Annotated in this window: 24 protein-coding genes; 3 read left to right on the top strand and 21 right to left on the bottom strand. The window is 38.8% G+C overall.

Annotated elements, in window-relative coordinates:
* Nucleotides 1–94: 94 nt before the first annotated feature.
* The gene (gene tpx / locus I6F66_RS03415) at nucleotides 95–676 is read left to right on the top strand and encodes a thiol peroxidase (protein WP_024598337.1); all 582 of its coding nucleotides are present in this window, start codon (nucleotides 95–97) and stop codon (nucleotides 674–676) included.
* 88 nt (nucleotides 677–764) lie between these two features.
* Here tpx and adk read toward each other — a convergent pair whose 3' ends face one another.
* The 12 genes from adk to I6F66_RS03360 form a co-directional block, all read right to left on the bottom strand.
* Nucleotides 765–1,409: an adenylate kinase gene (gene adk, locus I6F66_RS03410; RefSeq protein ID WP_010553395.1), complete on the bottom strand. Its 645-nt coding sequence runs from the start codon at nucleotides 1,407–1,409 to the stop codon at nucleotides 765–767.
* 188 nt (nucleotides 1,410–1,597) lie between these two features.
* Nucleotides 1,598–3,511: a molecular chaperone HtpG gene (gene htpG / locus I6F66_RS03405; protein ID WP_024592695.1), complete on the bottom strand. Its 1,914-nt coding sequence runs from the start codon at nucleotides 3,509–3,511 to the stop codon at nucleotides 1,598–1,600.
* A 118-nt stretch (nucleotides 3,512–3,629) separates the two neighbouring features.
* Nucleotides 3,630–4,355, bottom strand: coding sequence for an RluA family pseudouridine synthase (locus I6F66_RS03400; RefSeq protein ID WP_165741104.1), 726 nt, complete (start codon nucleotides 4,353–4,355; stop codon nucleotides 3,630–3,632).
* A gap of 4 nt (nucleotides 4,356–4,359) precedes the next feature.
* The gene (locus tag I6F66_RS03395; protein ID WP_165741105.1) at nucleotides 4,360–6,261 is read right to left on the bottom strand and encodes an MFS transporter; all 1,902 of its coding nucleotides are present in this window, start codon (nucleotides 6,259–6,261) and stop codon (nucleotides 4,360–4,362) included.
* Between the two features lie 562 nt (nucleotides 6,262–6,823).
* On the bottom strand, nucleotides 6,824–7,432 hold the full coding sequence (recR, locus tag I6F66_RS03390; protein ID WP_165728228.1) for a recombination mediator RecR: 609 nt from the start codon (nucleotides 7,430–7,432) through the stop codon (nucleotides 6,824–6,826).
* 7 nt (nucleotides 7,433–7,439) lie between these two features.
* The gene (locus I6F66_RS03385; protein ID WP_002962306.1) at nucleotides 7,440–7,766 is read right to left on the bottom strand and encodes a YbaB/EbfC family nucleoid-associated protein; all 327 of its coding nucleotides are present in this window, start codon (nucleotides 7,764–7,766) and stop codon (nucleotides 7,440–7,442) included.
* Nucleotides 7,767–7,826: 60 nt separating this feature from the next.
* Complete coding sequence (gene dnaX, locus I6F66_RS03380) at nucleotides 7,827–10,352, bottom strand: DNA polymerase III subunit gamma/tau (RefSeq protein ID WP_165741290.1); 2,526 nt, start codon at nucleotides 10,350–10,352, stop codon at nucleotides 7,827–7,829.
* A 3-nt stretch (nucleotides 10,353–10,355) separates the two neighbouring features.
* Complete coding sequence (gene apt, locus I6F66_RS03375; protein WP_007584093.1) at nucleotides 10,356–10,901, bottom strand: adenine phosphoribosyltransferase; 546 nt, start codon at nucleotides 10,899–10,901, stop codon at nucleotides 10,356–10,358.
* A gap of 169 nt (nucleotides 10,902–11,070) precedes the next feature.
* Entirely contained in the window at nucleotides 11,071–11,193 is a 123-nt protein-coding gene (locus I6F66_RS22760) for a hypothetical protein (protein WP_002962301.1), read from the bottom strand.
* 72 nt (nucleotides 11,194–11,265) lie between these two features.
* The gene (locus tag I6F66_RS03370; protein WP_165728226.1) at nucleotides 11,266–12,018 is read right to left on the bottom strand and encodes a DUF2063 domain-containing protein; all 753 of its coding nucleotides are present in this window, start codon (nucleotides 12,016–12,018) and stop codon (nucleotides 11,266–11,268) included.
* A 36-nt stretch (nucleotides 12,019–12,054) separates the two neighbouring features.
* A complete protein-coding gene (locus I6F66_RS03365) occupies nucleotides 12,055–12,912 on the bottom strand; it encodes a DUF692 domain-containing protein (RefSeq protein ID WP_165728225.1) in 858 nt (285 codons plus the stop codon).
* A 67-nt stretch (nucleotides 12,913–12,979) separates the two neighbouring features.
* Nucleotides 12,980–13,633 (bottom strand): hypothetical protein, encoded by a 654-nt coding sequence (locus I6F66_RS03360; protein ID WP_231611821.1) that lies wholly within the window; start codon nucleotides 13,631–13,633, stop codon nucleotides 12,980–12,982.
* 225 nt (nucleotides 13,634–13,858) lie between these two features.
* On the opposite strand from I6F66_RS03360, the gene I6F66_RS03355 reads away from it, so the two are divergent.
* Both I6F66_RS03355 and I6F66_RS03350 read left to right on the top strand, forming a co-directional pair.
* A complete protein-coding gene (locus tag I6F66_RS03355) occupies nucleotides 13,859–14,839 on the top strand; it encodes a tRNA-dihydrouridine synthase (RefSeq protein WP_007583877.1) in 981 nt (326 codons plus the stop codon).
* A 61-nt stretch (nucleotides 14,840–14,900) separates the two neighbouring features.
* Entirely contained in the window at nucleotides 14,901–15,227 is a 327-nt protein-coding gene (locus I6F66_RS03350; protein WP_024590816.1) for a TraR/DksA C4-type zinc finger protein, read from the top strand.
* A 16-nt stretch (nucleotides 15,228–15,243) separates the two neighbouring features.
* Here the strand turns inward: I6F66_RS03350 and I6F66_RS03345 are convergent, their stop codons facing one another.
* The 9 genes from I6F66_RS03345 to pyrC form a co-directional block, all read right to left on the bottom strand.
* Nucleotides 15,244–16,287 carry a hypothetical protein gene (locus tag I6F66_RS03345; RefSeq protein ID WP_165742005.1) on the bottom strand — a complete coding sequence of 348 codons (1,044 nt, stop codon included), beginning with the start codon at nucleotides 16,285–16,287 and terminating at the stop codon, nucleotides 15,244–15,246.
* A 61-nt stretch (nucleotides 16,288–16,348) separates the two neighbouring features.
* A complete protein-coding gene (locus I6F66_RS03340; protein ID WP_165728221.1) occupies nucleotides 16,349–17,608 on the bottom strand; it encodes a tetratricopeptide repeat protein in 1,260 nt (419 codons plus the stop codon).
* An 11-nt stretch (nucleotides 17,609–17,619) separates the two neighbouring features.
* Entirely contained in the window at nucleotides 17,620–18,237 is a 618-nt protein-coding gene (locus I6F66_RS03335; protein ID WP_165728220.1) for an energy transducer TonB, read from the bottom strand.
* The gene (locus I6F66_RS03330) at nucleotides 18,237–18,641 is read right to left on the bottom strand and encodes a biopolymer transporter ExbD (RefSeq protein ID WP_007583867.1); all 405 of its coding nucleotides are present in this window, start codon (nucleotides 18,639–18,641) and stop codon (nucleotides 18,237–18,239) included. The genes I6F66_RS03335 and I6F66_RS03330 overlap by 1 nt, the downstream gene beginning before the upstream one ends.
* A 14-nt stretch (nucleotides 18,642–18,655) precedes the next feature.
* Complete coding sequence (locus I6F66_RS03325) at nucleotides 18,656–19,180, bottom strand: MotA/TolQ/ExbB proton channel family protein (RefSeq protein ID WP_002961709.1); 525 nt, start codon at nucleotides 19,178–19,180, stop codon at nucleotides 18,656–18,658.
* A complete protein-coding gene (locus tag I6F66_RS03320; RefSeq protein ID WP_007583865.1) occupies nucleotides 19,180–20,544 on the bottom strand; it encodes a MotA/TolQ/ExbB proton channel family protein in 1,365 nt (454 codons plus the stop codon). Before I6F66_RS03320 ends, I6F66_RS03325 begins: the two co-directional genes overlap by 1 nt.
* Before the next feature lie 6 nt (nucleotides 20,545–20,550).
* A complete protein-coding gene (locus tag I6F66_RS03315; RefSeq protein WP_024590812.1) occupies nucleotides 20,551–21,321 on the bottom strand; it encodes a DUF3450 domain-containing protein in 771 nt (256 codons plus the stop codon).
* Nucleotides 21,322–22,418: 1,097 nt separating this feature from the next.
* Nucleotides 22,419–22,622, bottom strand: a complete 204-nt coding sequence (locus I6F66_RS03310; protein WP_002961702.1) for a cold-shock protein — start codon at nucleotides 22,620–22,622, stop codon at nucleotides 22,419–22,421.
* A 440-nt stretch (nucleotides 22,623–23,062) separates the two neighbouring features.
* On the bottom strand, nucleotides 23,063–24,115 hold the full coding sequence (gene pyrC, locus I6F66_RS03305; RefSeq protein ID WP_165740288.1) for a dihydroorotase: 1,053 nt from the start codon (nucleotides 24,113–24,115) through the stop codon (nucleotides 23,063–23,065).
* Between the last annotated feature and the right edge of the window lie 172 nt (nucleotides 24,116–24,287).

Below are 24,287 nucleotides of genomic sequence, written 5' to 3'. Positions count from 1 at the left end.
ATCCCAACTTCATTAGGGCGGTATAATCTCTTGGTTACTATAGCGCAGTATAATACACTGACGCCCATTGCGTTAATTTAAAAGGAAATACCTTATGTTACGTTCACTTACCTTTGCTTTGAGCGCATTTTGCTCTGTGGCTATTGCAGCCGATTACCCAGAAAACACGCTAGACATAGGAAAAGTATCTGCACAAGGCAAACCAGTCACTTTATTAGGCAAAGGGATCTCTGTTGGAGATAGCGCGCCAAATTTCAAAGTAGTTGATGACAACTTCATCCCTGTGACACTTGAGGATTACAAAGGCCAAGCTGTATTGATAAGTGTAGTGCCAAGTCTTGATACAGGTATTTGTAGCCTGCAAACTAAGCATTTTAATGAAAAAGTAGCCTCGCAATTTCCAAGTGTTGTAATGCTAACAATTAGTGCTGATTTACCATTTGCTCAAAAGCGTTTTTGCAAAGCTGAAAATATTGATAAAATCACTACGTTATCAGATTCTGTTTGGCGCGATTTTGGCCAAAAATACGGATTGATTATTAAAGATATGGGCTTATTAACGCGAACGGTATTTATTTTAGATGAAAGCCATAACGTCATTTATAAACAATTAGTTAGTAGCCTTTCAACTGAACCAGAATACAACAGCGTAATTGAGAAACTTAAAACGCTTTAAAGCCGATTAAATAGCACTGATTAAGCAATGCTAAACAACCTTAAAACAAAAAACCGCCAATTGGCGGTTTTTTAATGTGCTTTTATAATTAACCTAAAAGCTCACCAAGTTGTGAACTTACAGCTTCAACAGCTTGTGTACCATCTAGTTTGTGGTATTGAGTATTACCAGCAGCAGCTTCTGCTTGGTAGTAATCAACTAATGGCATAGTTTGCTCGTGATAAATACCTAAACGTTTACGTACTGTTTCTTCAGTATCATCAGCGCGAACAATTAAGTCTTCCCCAGTTTCGTTGTCTTTACCTTCCACTTTTGGTGGATTATATACAATATGGTAAACACGACCAGAACCAGGATGAACGCGACGTCCGCCCATACGTTCAACAATCACTTCGTCAGCCACGTCAAATTCAATAACGTGATCAACCACTACGCCATTTTCTTTCATCGCATCAGCTTGAGGAATTGTGCGTGGGAAGCCATCAAGTAAAAAACCTTTCTCACAATCAGCTTTAGTAATACGCTCTTTTACTAAACCAATAATAATATCGTCAGAAATTAGTTGACCAGCATCCATTACTTTTTTTGCTTCTAAGCCTAATGGCGTGCCCTCTTTAATTGCTGCACGTAACATGTCGCCAGTAGAAATTTGTGGAATACCGTATTTGTCCATTAAAAACTGAGCTTGAGTACCTTTACCTGCACCCGGCGCGCCCAAAAGAATAATGCGCATATTATTGTCCCCTAGTATGGATATTTATTTTAAAGCCTGAATTCTTCCACAAGCGCCGCCGATACTCAAGCAACTTATACTAATTGATGAGTTGTTGATGTATTTACAGCGCATTAAAAAAGGGAACATACGTTCCCTTTTATTTAAAGTATATAATTTATACTTTTATTAACTAAATAGTTAACTGACTACTTGCTTAGTTCAAGCATTAGTTTGTTTAGGCGAGTAACAAACCCAGTTGGATCTTTAAGTGTACCGCGCTCTGCAAGTAATGCTTGGTCTAATAAAACATGTGACCACTGTGAAAATTTATCTTCATCTTGTTCGTCATTCAAATGCTTAACAAGTTGGTGTTCTGGGTTTAGCTCAAACACAGGTTTTGCTTCTGGTGCTGCTTGACCAACAGATTCCATTAGCTTTTGCATTTGTGAGCTCATGTCGTTGTCGTCGCTTACAACACATGCTGGAGAATCTGTTAGGCGGTGCGTAAAGCGCACTTCTTTAACGTCATCACCTAGTGCTGTTTTAATACGCTCAACAAGGCCTGCCATTTCTTTTTCAGACTCTTCTTGCGCTTTTTTAGTCTCTTCGTCGTCCAGCTTACCTAAATCTAAATCACCACGTGTGATTGACTGTAGTTGCTTATCAGCAAATTCAGTTAAGTGGCTCATCATCCACTCGTCAACACGGTCACTTAATAACAATACTTCAATACCTTTTTTGCGGAAAATCTCTAAATGAGGAGAATTTTTCGCAGAAGTAAATGTATCAGCTACTACATAGTAAATTTTGTCTTGGTCTTCGTTCATGCGCTCAACATATTGCTCAAGCGACACATCTTGCGTTTCTGAATCAGTATGAGTAGACGAAAAACGTAGTAGCTTACATACGGCTTCTTTATTTGCCGCATCTTCAGCTGGGCCTTCTTTCATTACTTGGCCAAACTCATTCCAAAATACTTGGTAATCGTCAGCTTTGTTTTTAGCCATACGCTCAAGCATTTTAATAATGCGCGATGTACACCCTTTACGAATAGCTTGCGTTACTTTGTTGTCTTGTAGAATTTCACGAGATACGTTTAGAGGTAAATCGTTTGAATCTAGTAAACCTTTCACAAAACGAAGGTAGCTTGGCATGAACTGCTCAGCATCATCCATTACAAATACACGTTGTACGTAAAGTTTTAAGCCACTTTGACGTTCACGGTTCCATAAATCAAAAGGTGCTTTTTTAGGGATGTATAAAAGGCTCGTGTATTCAGTTTTACCTTCAACCTTATTATGTGCCCAGCTAAGTGGATCTTCCCAGTCGTGGCTTACGTGCTTGTAAAACTCTTTGTATTCTTCATCAGAAAGCTCTGACTTATCACGCGTCCACAATGCAGTTGCGCGGTTAATACTTTCCCACTCACCTGGTACTGCTGGAATTTTTTCGCCGTCTTCGCCTTCAGACTCAGGTACTTCTGCTTTAAACATTTGTACCGGTGTTGAAATATGGTCTGAGTATTTAGTAACAATGCCACGTAAGCGGTAATCGTCAGCAAATTCTTTTTCTTCATCACGAAGATGTAAAATAATGTCGGTACCACGGCCTTCTTTTTCAATTTCTTGAAGCGTGTATTCGCCTTCACCTTGAGATTCCCACTCGTAAGCAGTTGTTTCACCCGCTTTACGTGTACGAACAGTTACTAAATCGGCAACAATAAATGCTGAGTAAAAACCAACACCAAATTGACCAATTAACTGTGAATCTTTACTTTGATCACCCGTTAAGTTTTTGAAAAACTCAGCAGTACCCGACTTTGCAATAGTACCCAATGAGCTAATTACTTCATCACGTGTCATACCAATACCATTATCAGAAATGGTAATTGTATTTGCTTCTTTATCTGCGCTAATACGAACACGTAAATCGGCATCACCTTGGTAAAGGTCGCCTTGAGATAGCGCTAAAAAGCGTAACTTGTCTGCTGCATCTGATGCGTTTGACACAAGTTCGCGTAAAAATATTTCTTTATTAGAATAAAGAGAATGAATCATTAAGTTTAATAATTGTTTTACTTCTGTTTGAAAGCCTAATGTTTCTTTTTGTGCTGCAGTCATTTATATATCTCCAATTTGCAAAGTGTCTGCGTTATGCACTTAATATGGGGTGAGGTGTTAGAACTTCAAGGGAAAAATCAAAAAAAGGTGAAACGAAAAAATAGAATATCTCGTTTATCTAAAATGGGTGCGGACAATTAATATGAATCTTTTCACCTGTTATTGGATGTTCAAAATATAAATCGCTGGCATGTAATTGTAAGCGTCCTGCCATGTACTCACTTTGCGCACTTTTATATAAATCACAGCCTAAAATTGGGTGCCCTATAAACTGGCTGTGTATTCGTAATTGATGGGTACGTCCGGTAACGGGCGTAAATTGCACTAAGGTTCTGCACGGTTGTTTAAGCCGCTCAAGCACACTGTATTCACTCACCGCTACTTTGCCCGTCGTTTGGCAAATTTTAACTCGCGGAAAAAGCAGTTTATCTTTTGCTATTAGTGCAGTAATTTTCCCCTCATCAACAGCTAAGCTACCCTCTAACATGGCTACATAACGCTTTTGAATAGTACGCGCCTGAAACTGTTTATTAAGATGCTTTGATGCTTTGGCGTTTAATCCAACAATCATAATGCCCGATGTACCCAAATCTAACCGATGCGGTAACTTAGCCTCAGCAAATGCGGCTGTTAACCCTTTTTGACCATGTACTAAACGGTAATGTACTGAGTCCCAGTTAAGCGGATTCTTACCAGACAAACTTAATAACCCACTGGGTTTATTGATCAGTAAAATATCATCATCTTGATATAATATTTCAATAAACCCGTCGCACTTAGGCGCTACAAAGTCATCAACAATCATTTGTGACTCTACTGGTGTATCCAATATTGAGTTAGCCATTAAATTAGTCAATATCTTTTGAATGAAGCGCTTTTAAAGCCAATACTTGCTCACGTAAATCGTCTGCTACTACTTTGTCAGCGGCAATCGGGGTACCTACTGCAACCGACACCAAAGACCATTTTAATCGTGGTAGTTGCCACTTAGCTTTTCGGCTAAACATACTTCCCCACAAGCCCCCTAAATGCACAGGAATAACGGGCACAGGTGAGCGCTCAATAATGCGCTCGATTCCACGGCGAAAAATATCGATAGAGCCGTCACTGGTTAGTTTTCCTTCAGGGAAAATACCAACAAGTTCACCTTTATTAAGCGCAGCAGCCACTTCGTCAAACGCTTTTTTAAACGCTTCCGGATTGGTTTTTTCACTGTTAATGGGAATAGCTTTGGCCATTTTAAATAACCAATGTAGGGCTGGCGAATAATAAATAGGGGCAAATACCATAAATCGGATAGGCCTTGGTGATGCTGCTAAAATAAACATCCAATCGACAAAGCTCACGTGATTACACACTATAACGGCAGCGCCTTCATCTGGAATATTACTTTCACCTTTTGTACGCACTCTGTACATACAAATAGCTAAAATATATATAATAAATCGTAAAAAGAACTCTGGTACTTTGGTATAAATATAAACAGATATAAGCAGGTTTAGCCCAGCAAGTAACAGTAGCAACTCTGAAATACTCCACTGAAAAACAGACAGCGTTACAATACTTAAAACAGCACTGCCCACCATAAACAGTGCATTTAATACATTGTTAGCCGCTATAACTCGTGAGCGACTCGACTCTTCAGTACGCTGTTGAATAAGCGCATACAGAGGTACAGTATAAAAACCAGAGCCAATACCAATGCCTGCCATCCATACAAAATGCCACAACATGTCGCCTGTTTTTAATAACTGATCAAGCGTCAATAATTCAAGGTTTTGAGGTAAATAAGAGCTAATAGCGCTCTCTTGGCTTAGTAAGTATAAAAACAAGGTAATTAAAATAGCGCCAAAAGGCACAATTCCTAATTCTATTCGAGAGCGAGAAAGCTTTTCACACAATAACGAACCAATAGCAATACTTAGTGAAAACACAACAAGCGCGCTAGTTACAACCAGTTCATCGCCGCCCATTGTGTGTTTTACATAATTTGGTAGGGACGTTAAAATAATTGCGCCAATTAACCAAAACCAACTGATCCCGAGGACTGATTTACCAACCGATTCTGTTTGCGAATTAAGTGCTGAAAATACGTTTTTCGTGGATGAAAATATATTATAGGTAAATTTTAAGTTAGGCTCGTTTGCCTCACTAATGGGTATAAAGCGACTGCTCACATAACCCATAACAGCCAGTACTAATACGGCAATACTTATAAGCGTAGGCCCTACTGATTGAGTAATATAATAGGTGCCAAAAATTGTACCAATTAATATTGCTACAAACGTGCCTGATTCAACCAAGCCATTCGCTTTTGTTAATTCGTTAGGGGCTACGTGCTGCGGTAAAATAGAGTACTTTAATGGACCAAAAAACGTACTTTGTACGCCCATTAAAAATACGGTGGCTAACATCAGCCAAAGATACTGCGTTAAAATAGAGACAGCCCCTACAACCATAATAGGGATTTCACATAGCTTTACGATTCTGATTAGTTTGGATTTTTCTGTTTTTTCAGCTAGCTGCCCCGCCATCCCTGAAAATAAAAAGAAAGGTAGGATAAATAACCCAGCAGCAATATTTGAATAAAGTGCGCCATCAGCAAGCGTTGCAGCCTGGAATATCAATAAAATAAGCACTGATTGCTTATACACGTTATCGTTAATCGCTGAGAAAAACTGCGTAATAAAAAGCGGTAAAAAACGCTTACTACCCAGTAATGTACCTTGGTAGGGTTGATTATCTTTCATTGTATTCCTTACTAATTAGAGACATAGCCCAAAAATATATTATACCAATTTGTTTAATTAAATGATCTATTTTGAGGGCGGAAAAACGTGTTGATAGCTAGGCAAAAAATTCGCTATTTAGTTGTTCTAAATGAGAATTTTTTAACGCAGGTAGCGACACGTTTAGCCCCGCAAAATGATTAAGTATTATTGCGGATTGGTATTAGATTGCTTCTAAGCTTACCTTAAAAACAAAAAAGCCTACATAATTTAATCATGTAGGCTTTTATAATATCTTTTCAAATAGTGGCTTAGAGCTAGGGCCTGCTGACCTTCCGTGGTTGAATTTACAGCAGTATGTTTGGTTTTTAGGCAAGGCAGAGCTTGTGTAGTGTGGTTATTCCCCATAAATAGGCGATAACGCAGCATAAATACCAAACATGCGCTGCCCTTTGGGTTCTTTCTAGGGACGATTAACTCTTTGTTGCTCGATTTTTACTTAGCCCACTAGGTTACAAACCTCGCGCCGCGATTAAACCGCCCCTAGATTGAACAAATTTCAACCCGCAAAGTTCAACACGCCCTAGTCTTGTGTAACTAAACGCCTGCCGCTAAAAGCATGCATAAGCGTTCTACCATCTACTAAATCAAGCTCGCCCCCCACAGGAATACCGTGAGCAATACGCGAAGCACCTACTTTATATTTATGACAAAGCTGAGCAATATAATGAGCAGTAGTGTCGCCTTCAACGGTAGGGTTAGTCGCTAAAATAACCTCATTAATACCGCCTTGAGCAAGTTTTTGCTCTAAAACATCTAAGCCAATTTCTTTAGGGCCGATACCGTCAATTGGCGATAAATGACCCATTAAAACAAAGTATAGCCCTAAGTACTGACCCGTTTGCTCAATTGCAAGCACGTCAGTAGGCGATTCAACAACACATAATATGCCGCTGTCTTGGCGTTTTGTACTTAAACAAATATCGCACTGAGCTTGTTCGCAAAAAGTACGACAAGACCGACAATGCCCTATGGCTGTCATTGCTTTAGTCAATGCATTACCAAGCTGAGTGCCTCCCTTTCGGTCGCGCTCAAGCAAGTGAAAAGCAATACGTTGCGCTGACTTTGGACCAATGCCCGGTTGACAGCGCAGTGCTTCTATAAGCTGATTTAAACTATCTGAAAGTTGCATTATTTACTTAAAACGGCATTTTCATACCTGGTGGTAATTGCATACCGCCAGTTACTTTACCCATGCGCTCTTGTGTTTCTTCTGCAACACGGCGTACAGCATCGTTACATGCTGCTGCAAGTAAGTCTTCAATCATGTCTTTGTCGTCTTCCATAAGGCTTTCATCAAGCTGAACACGACGTACATTGTGGTTACCAAGCATGGTTACTTTAACTAAACCGGCACCGGCTTCGCCAACAACTTCTAATGTTGCGATTTCGTCTTGGGCTTTTTGCATGCGATCTTGCATTTGCTGCGCTTGCTTCATCATGTTGCCCATTCCACCTTTAAACATAACTTTCTCTCTTTCTTTTAATACATTAATTAACATGAACATAAGGGCGATTGTAAGTAATTACAATGCCTGAATACTGTTTTCGTCAATTTCGGCGCTAAATACTTGCTGAAATTGTACTATGTTTTCATCAGATGTGATCACATCGATTGCTTGTTGATGACGACCTGCATCAATTTTTTGCTGAATAAGATAAGGAGAGTCAATAACTCCCTTAGCAAAATTAATACTTAACGACACCTTATGCTCATAAATACTCGACAATGCGGCATCTAATCTTTGGCGAAGCATCGGTGTATCTAAATGCTTTTGTGATTCATCAACGTCTATATGTAAACTGTTGCCTTGCTTGGTAAATATTGAATGCAATGCAAATTGGCGCATACGACCACCCAGTCCCATACGTTTAATTAAATAAGCCCATTCATCTTGTTGATGTGCAAATCTAATTTCACTAATTGGGCTTTGAAAATCATCAGGGGCAGGAATACTTACTTCCTCTGGCACTATTTCAGGCGCTTTTTGAGGGTTTATTTGCTCAAGTAATTCTGGCGCAAGATTTTCAGTAATTTTTTGGTGCTTTGCTTTAAAATCAATCTTACTAGTTGGCTTTATGTTGGAGTGATTATGTGCCTGAGTTTGGCCCCCTGTTACTGGGAACTCATGCTTTTTTTCACTCTCACCTTCGCTATCAGTTGCCCAAGGAGGGATATCGCCAGACGCATTACCTGAAGGGCTATTAAGCTCACTTGCACTTGTATCTGCACTACCTTGATGAACACTTTGGGCTTTAGGCATTCTTGGATGCTGTTCTGGCTTTTTAGCAGGCGCTTGGCTTGGCTGCACTGCTACATTATTTGCAGATGTACTTGTACTCTTGCCTGATAACCTACCCGCACCCGATATGTTTCTGTCGCGTAAAATACGAGCAATGGCAGATTGCGCCTGCGCTTCTTGTTCAGCTATTGGCGTACTTGCATTGTGATTTGTTAAGGGCTCTGGTGAAGACTCTGAGTTTGCAGTAGGTGCAGGTTTAAAACCCTGATCTACAGCGCTACTCATTATATCATCAAACTGCGAAGCTAACGTTTGCTCAGCATCACTATGTTGCATGTAAGCTTCATCTTCACTTTGGCGCTGGGCTTGAGCATCCGAAACAACATTGGTTTGTGATTGCTCATTAGCTGAAGCCTGTTGCTCAATAGCGTTTTCACTTTGTTGAACCGGTTGCTCTACTGCAACTTGGGTTGGCTCATTATTACTTTGTACGACATCATTATTCAATGTCTGAGCGGCAACATTTGGTAAAGGCTCTATCTCAAGGGATTTAGGCTGCTCTGTATTGCTAACTGGCTTAGTATTATTTACAGGGACACTACTTTGGCTAGCTACAGTGTTTTGCGATGTTTTATTTTTATTTAATATATCTCGCAGTGCATTTGCGCGGCCTTGTTTATTTGGGGCCGGCTCTTCGTTTACTGTGTGTACAGTTTGTTGAGCGTCTGTAGGCTTAAATGCTAATAATCTTAGCATTATCATTTCAAAACCTAAACGAGGCTCTGGTGCCCATTGTAAATCTTTTTTACCATTTAACAGTAACTGATAATAAATTTGAATTTGTTGTGGGCTCGTATGTTGTGCAACATGAGCAATATAATCTACATTTTTTTCATCTAGCCCTGCCGCTTCTGGCACTAACTGGGTTAGTTGGGTCAAATGCGTAAGTGCAATTAAATCATCAAGCAATGCAACATAATTAGGATTACGACTTGCCACCTGTGCAATCTCATCCATTAGCGCAGCGCCATCTTGTGCAAGTAATGCTGCAAGCAAGCTTTGGCTATAATGAGTATCCATTAAACCAAGCATTGTTTGTACTGCTTGATTATTAATATCACCATTTGTTTGTGCAATAGCTTGGTCAGTTAAGCTAAGCGCATCACGCATACTGCCATCAGCGGCTTTTGAAATAATGCTAAGTGCATCAGTGTCAAAGCTAAGCTGCTCTTGAGTAAGTACGTGTTCAAGCTGTGTTTTAATTTCACTTTGCGACAAGGCATTTAGGTTGAATTGTAAACAGCGAGATAAAATAGTAACTGGTAGTTTTTGAGGATCGGTCGTCGCCAATAAAAATTTCACATGCTCTGGTGGCTCTTCAAGCGTTTTCAAAAGCGCATTAAAGCTGTGCTTAGAAAGCATGTGAACTTCATCGATTAGGTATACTTTATAACGTCCACGTGTTGGTGCATATTGAACGTTATCGAGTATTTCGCGGGTGTCTTCTACTTTTGTACGAGAAGCCGCATCTATTTCGAGTAAGTCAATGTAGCGCCCTGCTTCTATATCTAAACAGCTGCTACATTGGCCACACGGATTTGCAGATATACCTTCGTCGCAATTTAAGCTTTTAGCAAAAATACGCGCAATAGTGGTTTTACCTACACCGCGGGTTCCAGTGAATAAATAAGCGTGATGCAGTCTATTTTGTGTAAGCGCATTTACAAGCGCTTGCTTAACATGAGACTGCCCAACCAATTCATGAAAGGTTTGAGGACGCCATTTTCTCGCTAGAACCTGATAACTCATCGATTACTCGCCTTCGAATTCAACCAATTTTAGAATTTTAATACCCATTTTTTTGATGCGCTGCTCGCCACCAAGTTCTGGTAGTGATACAACAAATGCAGCATCTGTGGCTTCGCCACCTAGTTTATGAACTAATTTAGCTGTGGCTTCAATTGTGCCGCCAGTTGCTAATAAGTCATCAACTAATAATACTTTATCGCCAGGTACAATTGCATCAACATGCAGCTCTAGCGTGTCTTCACCGTACTCAAGTAAGTAATCTTGACGAATAACTTCGCGTGGTAACTTACCTGGTTTACGAACTGGAATAAACGGAATGCCTAATGCGTAAGACAGCGGCGCACCAAAAATAAAGCCACGTGATTCTGTGCCAATTATTTTAGTAAAACCCTGATCTTTATATTCTGCGATAAACGCGTCAATAGTTGCTTTAAAGGCTTCTGGATTTGCCATTAAAGTGGTTACATCGCGAAACATGATGCCCGGCTTTGGATAATCAGCAATTGTAGTTATGCTGTTTTTGATAATTGCTGGTGTTACTTGAGTCATAATTTTAACTGCTCAATTGTTTATATTACAAAGCAGGTGATTATAACCTTAACTAACCTTTAATTGCGAGTTTGGCGTTACTATAAAAGAAGTATTAACTATGGGGGGTAATTAAAATAAAGTGGTTCAAGGCTGAAGTAAGCAACAGCCTTAATAAACGCTATGCATTTTAAGTTAAGCTAGTGATCCAGCCTAATATTGCATTTAAACAACCAATCCCTGCAAATACAGCTAAGAAAGCAAGAAAATAAGTAGCGTTGAACGGATCTTTAAAGTCTTTATCATCTGACATTGGTACAACCTTTTATTAAGCACGACAAATAAGGCTGCCATAATAGACGATGTAAAATCATCAATAAAGACCTTAATCTTGATTTTTTGTCACAATTACACCGCGTTCAACCATTGCATTGAGGGTAACCAATGCGCCTTGAGCAATTTGATCTGCATTAAACTGTGGTGCATGAGCGAATACCTGTTGGCAAACGTCGTCAAATGTCGCTCCATCACTTGCCTCAATAATTGATAGTAACAAAGCAGTCATCGCATTCGTAGCCAGAAATTGAACGTCATCATCTTCATCTCTATATACAACAAAATAATTAGGCTGAGGTGATGGCTCTTTTGGTTTAAAGTGATTGCTAATATTTTGAACCGGAAATTGATAACTTAAATTTCTTGCCGTTTTCGATAAATACAAAGCAGAACTAGTAAGCGCTGTTGTTTGTAATTTTTGCTCTTGCTCATCTTCGTGTGCAATCGATACATCTAGCTCTACCCATTCATAATGTGCAAGTTCTAGCATAAACACGGGATCGTATCTTTTCATTTTATAATCACTTGATAAGTAATTAATAAACTCCCCTGCTATATCTAAAAAGTACGGCGAATGACAATCATATTCGCTAAAAAATTGGCGTACAAGGACCAGCCATTGCTTGTCTGTATATAAGGTTTTTAATACCGGAAAACCTGATGATATAAAACCTTCAATGTTATTAAAAAATAGGTCGCGATAAATGGCCATACGTCGGTCTTCGATACCGCTGGGCTTTTTATTTTTTTTAGGCTCGCGAATATGCGCCATAAATTCGTTTTGTATTTCAATAAAGCTCATAACCAGGCACTCTTTTAATATTTATAAAGGCTTATATTAAGCTCGTTGTTTTGAAACCATTGAAGTAATGTGTTTAGCTTGTAGCTCATGAATTATATCTAACTCTTTGGTTAAAATATTCATTGTAGGGATATTAAAATCGCGCTCAAGCAAGGTTGGAAATACGCCATGCACTTTATATGCTTTATCCAGTAGCTCCCACACAGGATCAATGACATCAGCACCATGTGTGTCCACTATTAAGTCATCAGCCTCATTATAATGGCCTGCAACGTGCCCATAGGCAATACGATTAGAGGGTAACCCAGTTAAAAACGCTTGTGCGTTATAGCCATGATTAATCGAATTCACATAAATGTTATTCACATCCAGTAAAAGCTTGCAGTCTGCTTGCTCTAAAATGGTATTTGTAAATTCCAGCTCTGATAATTGCTGTCCAGGAGCGCCATAATAGGAAACATTTTCTATCGCAATTTGCTGCTCAAGTATGTCTTGTACTTGTTTAATGCGAGGGACAACATGTGCTATAGCATCTTGTGTAAACGGAATAGGCATTAAGTCATACATATGGCCTGTACCAGAGCAGTAACTTAAGTGCTCACTAAAGATTTTTATATTGTGCTCTTCAAAAAAAACTTTTAAAGACTTAACAAATTCAACATCCAGTGGTTCGGGTGAACCGATAGACAGTGATAATCCATGACACACAAAATTGTTTGCATCTGTTAATGTTCTAAATTGCTTTTTAAAGCGCCCACCTAGTTTTAACCAGTTCTCTGGTGCAACTTCCAAAAAATCTACTTGATTAGGTACGTGTTCAAGCAGTTCATCAAGCATTTCTCGTCGTAGGCCAAGGCCCACCATCCCGAAATCTGTACTCTGGATTTGTGTCATAACTACCTCTAACTTATCAAAAAAGGGCCTTAAGGCCCTTTTAGCATAACTTATTTAGAATAAGATATTAACGACCGCCACATTTACCTTCGCCGCACTTACCTTCTTTTTTAGTTTTTTTAGAATCGCCGCCGCATTTACCTTCACCACATTTGCCTTCTGTTTTAGCTTTTGCATCTTTTGCATCGCCGCCACATTTACCTTCACCACACTTGCCTTCTGTTTTAGCTTTTGCATCTTTTGCGTCGCCGCCACATTTACCTTCGCCACACTTGCCTTCTGTTTTAGCTTTTGCATCTTTTGCATCGCCGCCACATTTACCTTCGCCGCACTTACCTTCTGTTTTAGCTTTTGCATCTTTTGCATCGCCGCCACATTTACCTTCGCCGCACTTACCTTCTGTTTTAGCTTTTGCATCTTTTGCATCGCCGCCACATTTACCTTCGCCGCACTTACCTTCTGTTTTAGCTTTTGCATCTTTTGCATCGCCGCCACATTTACCTTCGCCGCACTTACCTTCTGTTTTAGCTTTTGCATCTTTAGCATCGCCGCCACATTTACCTTCACCACACTTACCTTCTTTAGCGTCTAGTTGGTAACCTGTCACTAATTGTTGAAACTCAAATGGGTTGGCTTGTACATCTGCAGATACAAAGCTTGCAGAGCCAACAACTACTGCACCTAAAGTTAACGCGATTGTATTTTTTTTAACTGTATTCATTTTGTGACTCTCTTTAATCAAGTATTGTAAATCTCAGCAATAAAAATGTATTTTAAATTGCTTGTATGCTTAAGTAGACCTGTACAAGAATAAAAACTTTCATTTATTTTCATAATATTTACTTTTGCGGTTTCTACATTAAATATGGTTGGTAATTACAGATTTATCAATGTGTGATTTACAGGTAAACTATGCGTCCAGTTTTTTATCAAAATTAATCACTTTATGAAACTTGTTTTAGCACCTATGGAAGGTGTCGTTGATTTTAAAATGCGCCAATTACTCACAGACATTGGTGGGTTCGATTTGTGCGTTACCGAGTTTGTAAGAGTGGTTGAAACATGCTTACCTGATAAAGTTTTTCATCGATTTTGCCCTGAACTACATAATAATGGATTTACGCGAGCAGGTACTCCTGTGCGTGTTCAATTACTCGGCCAAGAAGCAAATCCGTTAGCCGAAAATGCAGTAAGAGCAATTGCTTTAGGATCTCATGGGGTCGACCTTAACTTTGGTTGCCCAGCAAAAACCGTTAATCGTAGTCGAGGGGGTGCTGTACTGCTTAAAGATCCTGACCACATGTATACGATTATTAAAGCAGTCCGAGATGCTGTAGATGATAAACATGAAGTAAGTGCAAAAATTCGCTTAGGCTTTGATGATGACAGTAACAGCCAAGAAATTGTTGATGCTGTGGTAAGTGCAGGCGCAAATAGTGTAGCTATACACGCCAGAACCAAACGTGATGGTTATAACCCGCCAGCTTATTGGGAAAAAATTCCACCAATAATAAAAGATAAAAATATTGCCGTTGTTGCCAATGGTGAAATTTGGCAAGTTGAGGACGCAATGCTTTGCCAAAAACGAAGTGGATGTACTGATTTGATGCTTGGTCGTGGCGCCCTTTCGCACCCTGATTTAGCAAAAAAAATTAAAGCTCATGTAAATAATGAACAATATGATGGCCTTCAATGGGAGCATATTATTTATCACTTAATCCACTCTGCTATTCATCAAGACCCTGCAAAAGATGAAAAGTATTTTGCTTCTCGTACAAAGCAATGGCTAGGTTACCTTAAACGCCAATACCCGCAAGCGATCGATTTATTTGATGAAATCAGGCGTTTAAAAAGTAAAGAAGATGTGGCAAGCGTATTAAATAAATACGCCAAAGCACCGCAACTTGATTCAAATCATAACGGCTAACCTAAAGCCTCTAGATAATATCAGTATAACGTGAAGCCAATTTAATAAGGTTGTACTGATAATGCATCATCAAAAAAGACTAAACGATGAAATAGCACAAATTAAATTAAATATATTAACTATGCTTTCTAAATCAGCCTACCCTACACATCAGCATTTAATACAAATTTTAGATAATACAGCAAACAATGAATGGTTAGACTGTGCAGCAGAGAAGCTAGGTCCTGAGTATGCGTTTTTGATCAGTCGCATGACTAAATTAGAAGCGGCGGTCAGCCAAATAGAAATTGGGCAATATGGCTACTGCTGCGACTGTGAAGAAAAAATACCAGCCAAATCACTTGAACTAGACCCCGCAACTCAACGGTGTACAAAGTGCGCACAATAAGCGCACTTTCAAATCATTATATAATTTGTTGTATAAAGCTAAATGATTGCCCTGGGTAGAGTATTATATCTTCAACTAAATATTGAGCCTCTTCTTGGGTGATTTCTAAGCGTTTCATAAGATTTACCTTTGCCTGTGGCAAAGTCCACGCATGGTAATGAATGCCAATATCTGATTCCATCATTGCAAGCATCAATGTTTTATCTTTATCAGACATGTTCATATTACTCGCCATTGCAGGTAAGTCGTGATAATCAGCCTGCCAATCAAGCCCTTCAATTAATTTTTCATTCGATAGATACTGCACTAAAAACGATTTTTTATGAGAAATAGACAATTTACTATCGATTGCAACACGATCTAATACTTTTATATTTTCATTTAAAAGAGTAACCCACTCTAGCGGTGAATGTACTTCGCCACTAAAGTAATTGAGTTTGCTCTGATACCACTGTGACCCATTTGGCAGGCCTCTCAGACCAACACTACCTCTAGGCTTGTAACTAGCTAAATAATCGCTAAAAGCTCTTATATGACTCTTAAGCGCTGGTTGAACGTCATTACTACCTATCGCACTCAATACATAGCTTTGTAGTAGTGTGAGCTCAATTTTATTCAGCTTTAAATTGCTTTGTTTAGCACTGTCTAGCGTATCTTGGGTTAACTTAAGCCAAGTAATAATATTATCCGGCGTACTTTTTGACCCCTCAAAAGCAAGCATGTTTTTTAATACGTTTACTTGAGCCGGCCAATTAAAATAGCGCTCAGGAAAGCGCTCTGCAATAACCAAGTAGTTTACTTGTGCAATTTGATTGAGATTAAGCTCCATACCCATTAGGTTCTGATAAATAGAATGACGTTTAACTAAATACGCATCAGAAAAGACCAATTGCTCTTTAGTAATCCTATCGATTTTTTTAGCGTCTGGTTGTACAAGTGCCATGTTTAAAGTTTTTAAAGCAACTTGTGCGTCTTCAAATGACTCATAAGGTTGAGGCTGCTTTGAACATGCAGCTAAAAATAAGCACAGTAGTAATGAAAAAGAGAGCTTTTTATACATAGTAGTTCCAATAAAAAAAGCCCCAGAGGGGCTTTTTATAAGTTGCTTTAGCTAATTAAAATTAAATTTTAACACCGTTGCGAGCGGCTTTATCTTTAATATATGTAGACCAACCCTTTGCAAACTTACGTGTGCGAGGGTCATCCATAGCTTTAGTAATTGCAGCATATGCTTGCTTATACTTACCTTGATAGTAATACGCTTCAGCTAAATCTGAATAAATAGTACCTTTTTTGTCAGAGCCAAGCTCTAATGCTTTGTTCAAACGAACAACAGCAGCACTGAATTTTTCAGATTGTAAAAGTAATGAACCAGCTTTACGGTAAAGTTCAGCGTCGTCATCAAATTTAGCAGCTTCTTCGTAGTACTTAGCAGCTTTTTCTAGATCTTTAGAGCGATGATAGTTACTAGCAATCGCGCTAACATTCTGCTTTGTACGTTTTACTTTTTCACTCTTAACGGCCTTTTCTAGCGTTACAGCTGCTCTAAAAGGGATCTCGTTTAGAGAGTAAAAGTTAGATAAGACTTTATACTCAACTTCATTTTCAAAGTAACCGTTCTTGTAAGCAACTTCCATCGTTGCTAAACCTTTTTGATAGTCTTCGGTTTGTAGGTAATATTTACCTAAGCTAACCCAAGCTTTTTTATCATCAGGCCATACACGAACAATCTCTTCGCCAATCTTAACCATGTTTGCATAGTCTTTAAGTTCAAAGTATGCACCCAGTTTTAATTGGTAAGGACCTTTATTAGGTTCTTTTTGAAGTTTAATTGCCTTATCTGCTGGTTCAAAAACATCACGAAATTGCTCTAACTGATAGTTAGCTTGAGCGATACGTGTATAAACCGTAGGATCTTCTTGGCCAGTGAAGTCCATCCAAGCTACATAAGCTTTTTTGGCTTCTTGATACTTTTCAGTACCGGCGTATAAATCGCCTAACAGTTTTAGAGTCTGTTCTTGATCAGCAAAGTTTAAAACATCAGGGGCAACTGCTTGCTTAGAGTACTTAATCGCTTCGTCATACTTTTCTTTTTGAGCGTACATGCTACCTAAGTAACGATTTACGGTCGCTTTATCAAAGTCATTCGAAGGTTCAATCTCTCTAAGCAAAACAATTGCTTCATCAACTTTTTCTTCGTTGTACAAGTCAAATGCTTTAATTACCTTTTTACCAGTACGCTCGCCCATGATTTTAGTTTTTGCTTTTTTACGCTCTTCAATCTTTGCGTAATCTGGCGCTGCTAAAACAGATGCACTTAAAGTAGCACCCGACACAGACATAAGAATCGCAAGAGCAGTTACTTTAGAAAAATTTCTCATTACTCGCCTCCTTAGTTGCCTTGGTTAAGTTTAAAGTCTAATTGAACTTGTAAACCTGGTTGTTTCTGTGGTTTTCCGTCAATGATCTTAGGACGGTACTTCCACTTACGCAGTGCGCGTTTAGCTTCACGGTCAAAGATACGTTTTGGATCTGCGTCAATTACTTCAACGTCAATCACTCCACCTAACTCATCAATTGTGAATGAAAGTTGTACCCAACCTTCTTTGCCATCACGTGCTGCTTGCGTTGGATATTTTGGTTCTATACGAACGATAGGTGTCGCATCACCATCTCGTCCAAATGCACCAGGACCACTTAGTCCACCAGCTGAACTACCAACATCAATGCTACCCATGTTAAATGACATAGCACCAGGGTTTGGATTATTATTTTCCGGCTGTGGCGGCTGCGGTTTAGGCGGCTGCTTTGGCGGTGGTGGAGGAGGAGGCGGTACACGCTTCCTCTCCTGCACCTTAGATTCAGGCGGATTCGTCATTATTTCGACTATGATCTGCTCTTTTTGTTCCGTATTACGGTCAGCCCCACCAGAGATGAGGAAGGCCATGAAGTAGAACAAGCCGAAAGTAACTGCCCCACCTGCAATCAGTGAAAACAGAAAACGAATCATTACTGATCTCCAGCTATTGAAATTCTAAGGTTGTCACCCGTCGCTTTAATCTGGTCCATAACTTTAACCACTGTGCCGTGTTTAGCTTCTTTATCAGCTTGTATAATCACAACTTCAGTAGGTTGTTCTGCTAATAAACTTTCAATTTTTGCTGAAATACGTTCAACATCAATTTGTTGTTTATCAACCCAGATTTCGCCGTTACTACGAATAGCAATAAAAATGTTAGCATTTTTTTGCTTAGTAGCTTGGGCAGCTTTTGGTTTATTGACCTCGATACCAGCCTCTTTAACGAACGATGTAGTTACGATAAAGAAAATAAGCATGATAAATACGATGTCAAGCATTGGCGTCATATCAACCGCTGCTTCTTCTTCTTCACGAAAACGTTGTTTACGTGCCATATTTAATTCTCTCTCTAGTGATGAGGCATACTATCAATAAGTTTGGCTTTCACCATTTTAGCTTTTGTCTCAAGACGTGAGCTAAAAAATACTCCAGATAGTGCCGCAACCATTCCAGCCATTGTTGGGATTGTTGCCATTGAAATACCTGATGCCATTAAGCGTGCATTACCCGTACCCTGGTTGGCCATGGTTTCAAAAACCGAGATCATACCAGTAACAGTACCAAGTAAGCCTATTAAAGGACAAACAGCTACTAATGTCTTAATCAACAACATACGCTGATCTAATTTTTCAGACGCTTCAGAAATCCATGCTTCACGGATTCTGTGTGCGTACCAAGACGTAGTGTCTTGGCGGGCATCCCACTTTGCTACAATTTCTTTCGCTGTGCGAGGAAACTCTGCAAGTAGAAACCAATAGCGCTCAATCATTAAAACCCACATCAGAAAGAGTGCTATCGCGACCACGTATAAAACCTGGCCGCCTGTGCCAACAAAATCCCTGATAGATTCCCATATCTCCATCAGGACTAGCATTAGGCTTTCTCCTTCTCCGCGTGAGTAGCAACGATACCCGCGCTTTGCTCATCAAGGATGTGTAATACCGACTTACTACGACCAGCTACAAGAGCATGAAGTAGAATTAGTGGTAATGCAGCAATTAGACCTAGCGCTGTAGTTACAAGTGCTAGAGAGATGTTACCTGCCATGATCTTCGGATCACCCGTACCGAACAATGTGATTGTTTGGAACGTTAAGATCATACCGATTACTGTACCTAGTAGACCTAGTAACGGTGCGATTGCAGCAAGAATCTTAATTATGTTGATACCAGCTTCGATGCGTGGCGTTTCACGTAGAATCGCTTCATCAAGTTTAAGCTCAAGGTTTTCAACATCTTGGTTCTTGTTGTCATGGTACACTTTAAGAATACGACCCAGTGGGTTATTTGTATTCGGTGTAGCAACATTTTTAAGCTGGCTCTTAATCTTACTAGTAGTAAGTGTAAGGTCAACAAAGCGAATTAGAGTAATTAGCATACCTAAAGCTAGTAAAGCTGTAATGATATAACCAACTACGCCACCTTGATGGAAGTATTCCATAAGTGTCGCTTTTTGAGTGTTGATACGTAAGATAGCACCACGAGTCGGATCGATATAAACACCAGCGTAGTTATCTGGTGATGTATTTTCAAGATCAGTGATACCGTCTAAAATATAGCTATCAGGCTGTTTACCTAGAGGCTGAATAGACTTAGTTTCTGGTGAATAAATTAAGTAACCATCGTCTGTAACTAAGTTAAAGTTACCGATACGCGTTACTTTCTTCATTGACGGGTTACCGTCAAGACCAGCAACTTCAGTTTCAAAAGTTGAAACTTTAGCTGATTCAGTCATTTCTGTTTGAAGTGAAATCCAAAGTTCTTCAAGTTCGCGAACTGTAGGAAGTTCTTTAGCAGCAGCTAATGAACGTAAGATTTCAGCACGGCCAGGTTTCTCAGCACTAACTAGTGATGCTTCGATAGAACCGATAGCGTCTTGAGCTGCACGACGTACAACACCAAACATCTCACCCAAAGTACCTTGAGCACTTTGAAGAGCGGCTTCTTTTTCAGCTAACGTGTTTTCATTTTGTGCATATTGCTTAGTTAAGCTTTCACCACGAGACTTCTCAGAAGCAAGTTGGCTTTTAGCTTTATTAAGTAAAGATTGCTTGTCAGCACGATCTGATAAGAACTCTTGTTCACGTTTCTTATCGATTTTACCTTCAGAGATACGCTCTTGCTTTACTTGCTCAAGTATTTTATCTAGAGCTCCAGTATTTGCATGTGCATTTAACGCGGTACCTGCAGAAACAGTTAGTACTGCGGCAACAGCAAAACCTTTAAATAGTTTCTTCATTATTGATTACTCCGCGCCAAAGATAGGTAGTTTAACAAGTTCTAATGTCGCTTGCTTACGCGCCATACGAATAACTTCTTTAACAGGTTTTAGGTATTCTTCACCTAATTCTTTCCACTGTTTAGTGTTGTTATCCCACACCCAAGCATGTTTCAAGTCAAAAGACTGAGCAACGTAAGTAATACGACCTAACTGACCGATATCAACGTTAATACTTTTGCCATCAACTTCTAGTGTACCTTGTGAAGCAGATACAAGTGAGCTGTATGCTGTTTCAATAGTGTAAGCTTCAAGTACTTGACGGAATTTTTCAGACGTCGTTACAGACGCAGAAACCATGATTTCACGTAGTCTTTCAACACGTCCTAAACGCGTCTCTAGATTAAATGGAACGTCCGCTTTGATGAATTGCTCAAGCGTATCGATCATGCGATACATCAAAGGCACAACGTTTTGTTTCGTGTTATCAATCGTAGCGATTTGACGATCAAACGATTCAATAGACGCGTTTTGGCTATCAACCAAGCGCGACACGTGATCGTTATACACTTTCATAAGTTCAGTCTCATCAACAACGCTACGGTACTCAGCGATTAGCTCCTGAGTTTGACCATATACATTGTCAATTTTAGTTTGAGACTTAACCGCAGCCTTTTGAATTTGTTGACCTGCTTTTTGCACGTCATTCAAAGGATCTGCAATCACATTGCTGCTTGCAAATGCAAATGCGCCAACCAACGCAGTTGCTACAAGACTCTTTCTGATTTTAACAGACATAGTTCCCAACCAATTAAGTAATGTTACTTTTATAATTTAATTATCCTCCGAAGAGAACAACCCTGATATCTTTTAATAGATATCAACCTTCCAATAATGCTAAATGCAATTAGCGCTGTCAACTTGATGTTTACTAATCTCTGCAAATAAATAGCTAAGTTAATGCTTAAACAAAAGTACTAGCACACAACTGTTAACATTATTGCAACTAAGCTTTTGCTTAATATTTCGATTAAAGCCTTTTGAGGGGTGTATTTATTCGCATTGTACTGACATAAAACAACATTATTGCAACATTTAGCCAAAGCTGAATTCGCACTGAAAAAAAACAAAAAAAAATATAGATAGATATAACAAAAGTTATTTTTTAAACGATTTCAGCACATTTTATCTCCCCAATAACACTTCATCTGAAAAAACAAACCATTTGTCGCACAAAAAAACAACACTGGATAATCTCTAATACCGCCCACCTTGCTTTATGCACGCAATACCTAAAGCCATTTATAAAACGTGTTTCCCATAAATAGTAATAATAAGTTTCTTTTAGCAAGGCCTGAAATAGCCAAATAGCTTTCGATAATTAGACGAGTTACATTTACCGCTTTAGAGTGCTCATTAATACTATTTAACAGTTAAATTTATTTAGTAACAAAGTTAATCACAAAAAGTTGCTCAACTTTAATAATAATGGACTATAAATGATGCCTAACGCTTCCATAATAAGCTATCAGAGGCCTATAGAGGTTCCCTTGCCCATTTATAGTTAAAGTACAAAACTTCAACCTGATTGCACTAGCAAGACTTACACTAAAATTTACACAGATTGTTATTTGGCATCATTTTTATGTATATAAGTATCGGATCAGTTGGATAAATTGTAAGGGATGTTTTAAATGCGATAGAAAGTGGTTCGATTGTATAAGTTATTCAGATAATTGAATTTTGGGTTTGTATTAAAATAGAAGATTTAAGAATATATGAAATTTGTGTTCAAGGATTTAAAAAGAAGGATTTTATTAATTATGTACATAGAGAGGAATTATGGTGAAACAGAGACCTGCTTCACCAAGATGAACTAGAGTTCACATAATAAATTATGCTGCTTCTACGTTCTCAGCTTCAGGGCCTTTTTGACCTTGTTTGATGCTGAATGTCACTGCTTGACCTTCGCTAAGAGTGCGAAAACCAGAACCAGTGATTGCGCTGAAATGTACAAACACGTCAGGACCATTTTCTTGTTCAATGAAACCAAAGCCTTTAGCTTCGTTGAAAAACTTTACTTTACCAGTAACCGACATACTAAATTTTCCTGTAAGTCAATAATTAAAATTCAGCCATATTATTATGGCAATATCCTCCCTGAGTCAATGCTCAAAAATATGGAGGTACAGTACAGGAACAAGTAATAACCTAACCGGTAACCTTAAACGCAGCACAATATCCGTAAATTCAATACATAAAAACTCAAAGCAAGGTAAGATTAACACATTATATTTTTTTTCGCTCTATTAATTGGGAATTATTTATTAAAAATATAAATTTGTTTTAAATCGCCTTTAACTGACTAATTTCCAAGCAAAAACTATAAAGTATTATTGTAATATATATTGCTATAAACGCGTATAAAAGCCCTCTACAACAGCAATACTGTCAAACAACGCTTCAATAACATCAAAAATACAAACAAAAAAGCCGCTTTAAAAATTAAGCGGCTTTTGGTTTAAATATAAAATATTAACTATTTAACAGACCAATCAATAGTATCTTCTGCTTTTATAGGCACAACTTCAGAGTCGCCTAGGGTATAACTTGCAGGTACGTCCCATGGTTTTCTTTGTAATGTTATTGTATCGGCATTACGCGGCAACTCATAAAAGTCAGGACCAAAGTGGCTTGCAAATCCTTCAAGCATGTCCAAAGCTCCTGCGTCTTCGAATGCTTCAGCGTATAACTCAATAGCGGCATGAGCCGTATATGCACCAGCACAACCACAAGCAGCTTCTTTTTTATCTTTATAATGTGGTGCAGAATCAGTTCCTAAGAAAAACTTTTTATTTCCACTTATAGCTGCGGCCATTAATGCTTGCTGGTGAATGTTACGTTTGAGGATTGGCAAACAGTAATAATGTGGGCGAATTCCACCCGCTAACATATGATTACGATTATAAAGTAAATGATGAGCTGTAATTGTTGCTGCTACATTGCTAGGTGCATTAACTACAAACTCTACTGCATCTTTAGTTGTAATATGCTCTAGTACAATTTTAAGTTCAGGAAAGTCACTTACCACATCCCCTAAAATCGTCTCTAAAAATACTTTTTCACGGTCAAAAATATCGATTGATGAATCAGTAACTTCTCCGTGTACTAACAGCAACATACCTACTTCTTGCATTGCTTTTAAAACCGGGTAAATATTTTTGACTGATGTAACACCCGAATCAGAATTGGTTGTAGCGCCAGCAGGATACAATTTTGCAGCTACTATTTTACCCGTTGCTTTTGCTTTCTTTATTTCATCTGGTGTCGTTTTATCAGTAAGGTAAAGTACCATTAAAGGCTCAAAGGCACCTTGTGGGCCTGCTGCCATAATACGTTCTCGATAAGAAAGAGCGGTATCAGTACATGTTGCCGGCGGAACAAGGTTTGGCATAATAATAGCGCGACCCATGTATCTGCTAATGTCTCGTACAGTATCCTTTAGCTGGTCGCCATCACGTAAATGTACATGCCAGTCATCTGGGCGAGTGATAGTAAGGGTTGTTACAGAGTTTGTATTATTGCTTGTCATTACTTTGTTCCAAGGCTGAATTTATCCGATCATAGGCATATGATGTTTTCGAGTAAAGATTTTATTAAAAATAATGCATATGTTGATGACATTACCGAGTTGTGTAATTAAAGCTTAATACTCCAATTCAATTGGGATTAGCCATTGTTATTACTTACAATTAATTAAAGTC

This window comes from Pseudoalteromonas sp. NZS100_1 (genome assembly GCF_015864285.1).
Taxonomy (GTDB): Bacteria; Pseudomonadota; Gammaproteobacteria; order Enterobacterales; family Alteromonadaceae; genus Pseudoalteromonas; species Pseudoalteromonas arctica.
Note: the sequence above shows the minus strand (reverse complement) of the source record. Positions and strands in the feature narration are given on the sequence as shown.

What these genes read in the sequence shown, in the direction of transcription:
- I6F66_RS03360 (WP_231611821.1), bottom strand. Translation starts at nt 13,633, where the DNA reads ATGAATACAGTTAAAAAAAATACAATCGCGTTAACTTTAGGTGCAGTA.
- I6F66_RS03325 (WP_002961709.1), bottom strand. Translation starts at nt 19,180, where the DNA reads ATGCTAGTCCTGATGGAGATATGGGAATCTATCAGGGATTTTGTTGGC.
- I6F66_RS03330 (WP_007583867.1), bottom strand. Translation starts at nt 18,641, where the DNA reads ATGGCACGTAAACAACGTTTTCGTGAAGAAGAAGAAGCAGCGGTTGAT.
- I6F66_RS03345 (WP_165742005.1), bottom strand. Translation starts at nt 16,287, where the DNA reads ATGTATAAAAAGCTCTCTTTTTCATTACTACTGTGCTTATTTTTAGCT.
- I6F66_RS03315 (WP_024590812.1), bottom strand. Translation starts at nt 21,321, where the DNA reads ATGTCTGTTAAAATCAGAAAGAGTCTTGTAGCAACTGCGTTGGTTGGC.
- tpx (WP_024598337.1), top strand. Translation starts at nt 95, where the DNA reads ATGTTACGTTCACTTACCTTTGCTTTGAGCGCATTTTGCTCTGTGGCT.
- I6F66_RS03370 (WP_165728226.1), bottom strand. Translation starts at nt 12,018, where the DNA reads ATGAGCTTTATTGAAATACAAAACGAATTTATGGCGCATATTCGCGAG.
- I6F66_RS03350 (WP_024590816.1), top strand. Translation starts at nt 14,901, where the DNA reads ATGCATCATCAAAAAAGACTAAACGATGAAATAGCACAAATTAAATTA.
- recR (WP_165728228.1), bottom strand. Translation starts at nt 7,432, where the DNA reads ATGCAACTTTCAGATAGTTTAAATCAGCTTATAGAAGCACTGCGCTGT.
- I6F66_RS03365 (WP_165728225.1), bottom strand. Translation starts at nt 12,912, where the DNA reads ATGACACAAATCCAGAGTACAGATTTCGGGATGGTGGGCCTTGGCCTA.
- I6F66_RS03400 (WP_165741104.1), bottom strand. Translation starts at nt 4,355, where the DNA reads ATGGCTAACTCAATATTGGATACACCAGTAGAGTCACAAATGATTGTT.
- apt (WP_007584093.1), bottom strand. Translation starts at nt 10,901, where the DNA reads ATGACTCAAGTAACACCAGCAATTATCAAAAACAGCATAACTACAATT.
- I6F66_RS03395 (WP_165741105.1), bottom strand. Translation starts at nt 6,261, where the DNA reads ATGAAAGATAATCAACCCTACCAAGGTACATTACTGGGTAGTAAGCGT.
- I6F66_RS03310 (WP_002961702.1), bottom strand. Translation starts at nt 22,622, where the DNA reads ATGTCGGTTACTGGTAAAGTAAAGTTTTTCAACGAAGCTAAAGGCTTT.
- dnaX (WP_165741290.1), bottom strand. Translation starts at nt 10,352, where the DNA reads ATGAGTTATCAGGTTCTAGCGAGAAAATGGCGTCCTCAAACCTTTCAT.
- htpG (WP_024592695.1), bottom strand. Translation starts at nt 3,511, where the DNA reads ATGACTGCAGCACAAAAAGAAACATTAGGCTTTCAAACAGAAGTAAAA.
- I6F66_RS03385 (WP_002962306.1), bottom strand. Translation starts at nt 7,766, where the DNA reads ATGTTTAAAGGTGGAATGGGCAACATGATGAAGCAAGCGCAGCAAATG.
- I6F66_RS03355 (WP_007583877.1), top strand. Translation starts at nt 13,859, where the DNA reads ATGAAACTTGTTTTAGCACCTATGGAAGGTGTCGTTGATTTTAAAATG.
- pyrC (WP_165740288.1), bottom strand. Translation starts at nt 24,115, where the DNA reads ATGACAAGCAATAATACAAACTCTGTAACAACCCTTACTATCACTCGC.
- I6F66_RS03320 (WP_007583865.1), bottom strand. Translation starts at nt 20,544, where the DNA reads ATGAAGAAACTATTTAAAGGTTTTGCTGTTGCCGCAGTACTAACTGTT.
- adk (WP_010553395.1), bottom strand. Translation starts at nt 1,409, where the DNA reads ATGCGCATTATTCTTTTGGGCGCGCCGGGTGCAGGTAAAGGTACTCAA.
- I6F66_RS03340 (WP_165728221.1), bottom strand. Translation starts at nt 17,608, where the DNA reads ATGAGAAATTTTTCTAAAGTAACTGCTCTTGCGATTCTTATGTCTGTG.
- I6F66_RS03335 (WP_165728220.1), bottom strand. Translation starts at nt 18,237, where the DNA reads ATGATTCGTTTTCTGTTTTCACTGATTGCAGGTGGGGCAGTTACTTTC.
- I6F66_RS22760 (WP_002962301.1), bottom strand. Translation starts at nt 11,193, where the DNA reads ATGTCAGATGATAAAGACTTTAAAGATCCGTTCAACGCTACTTATTTT.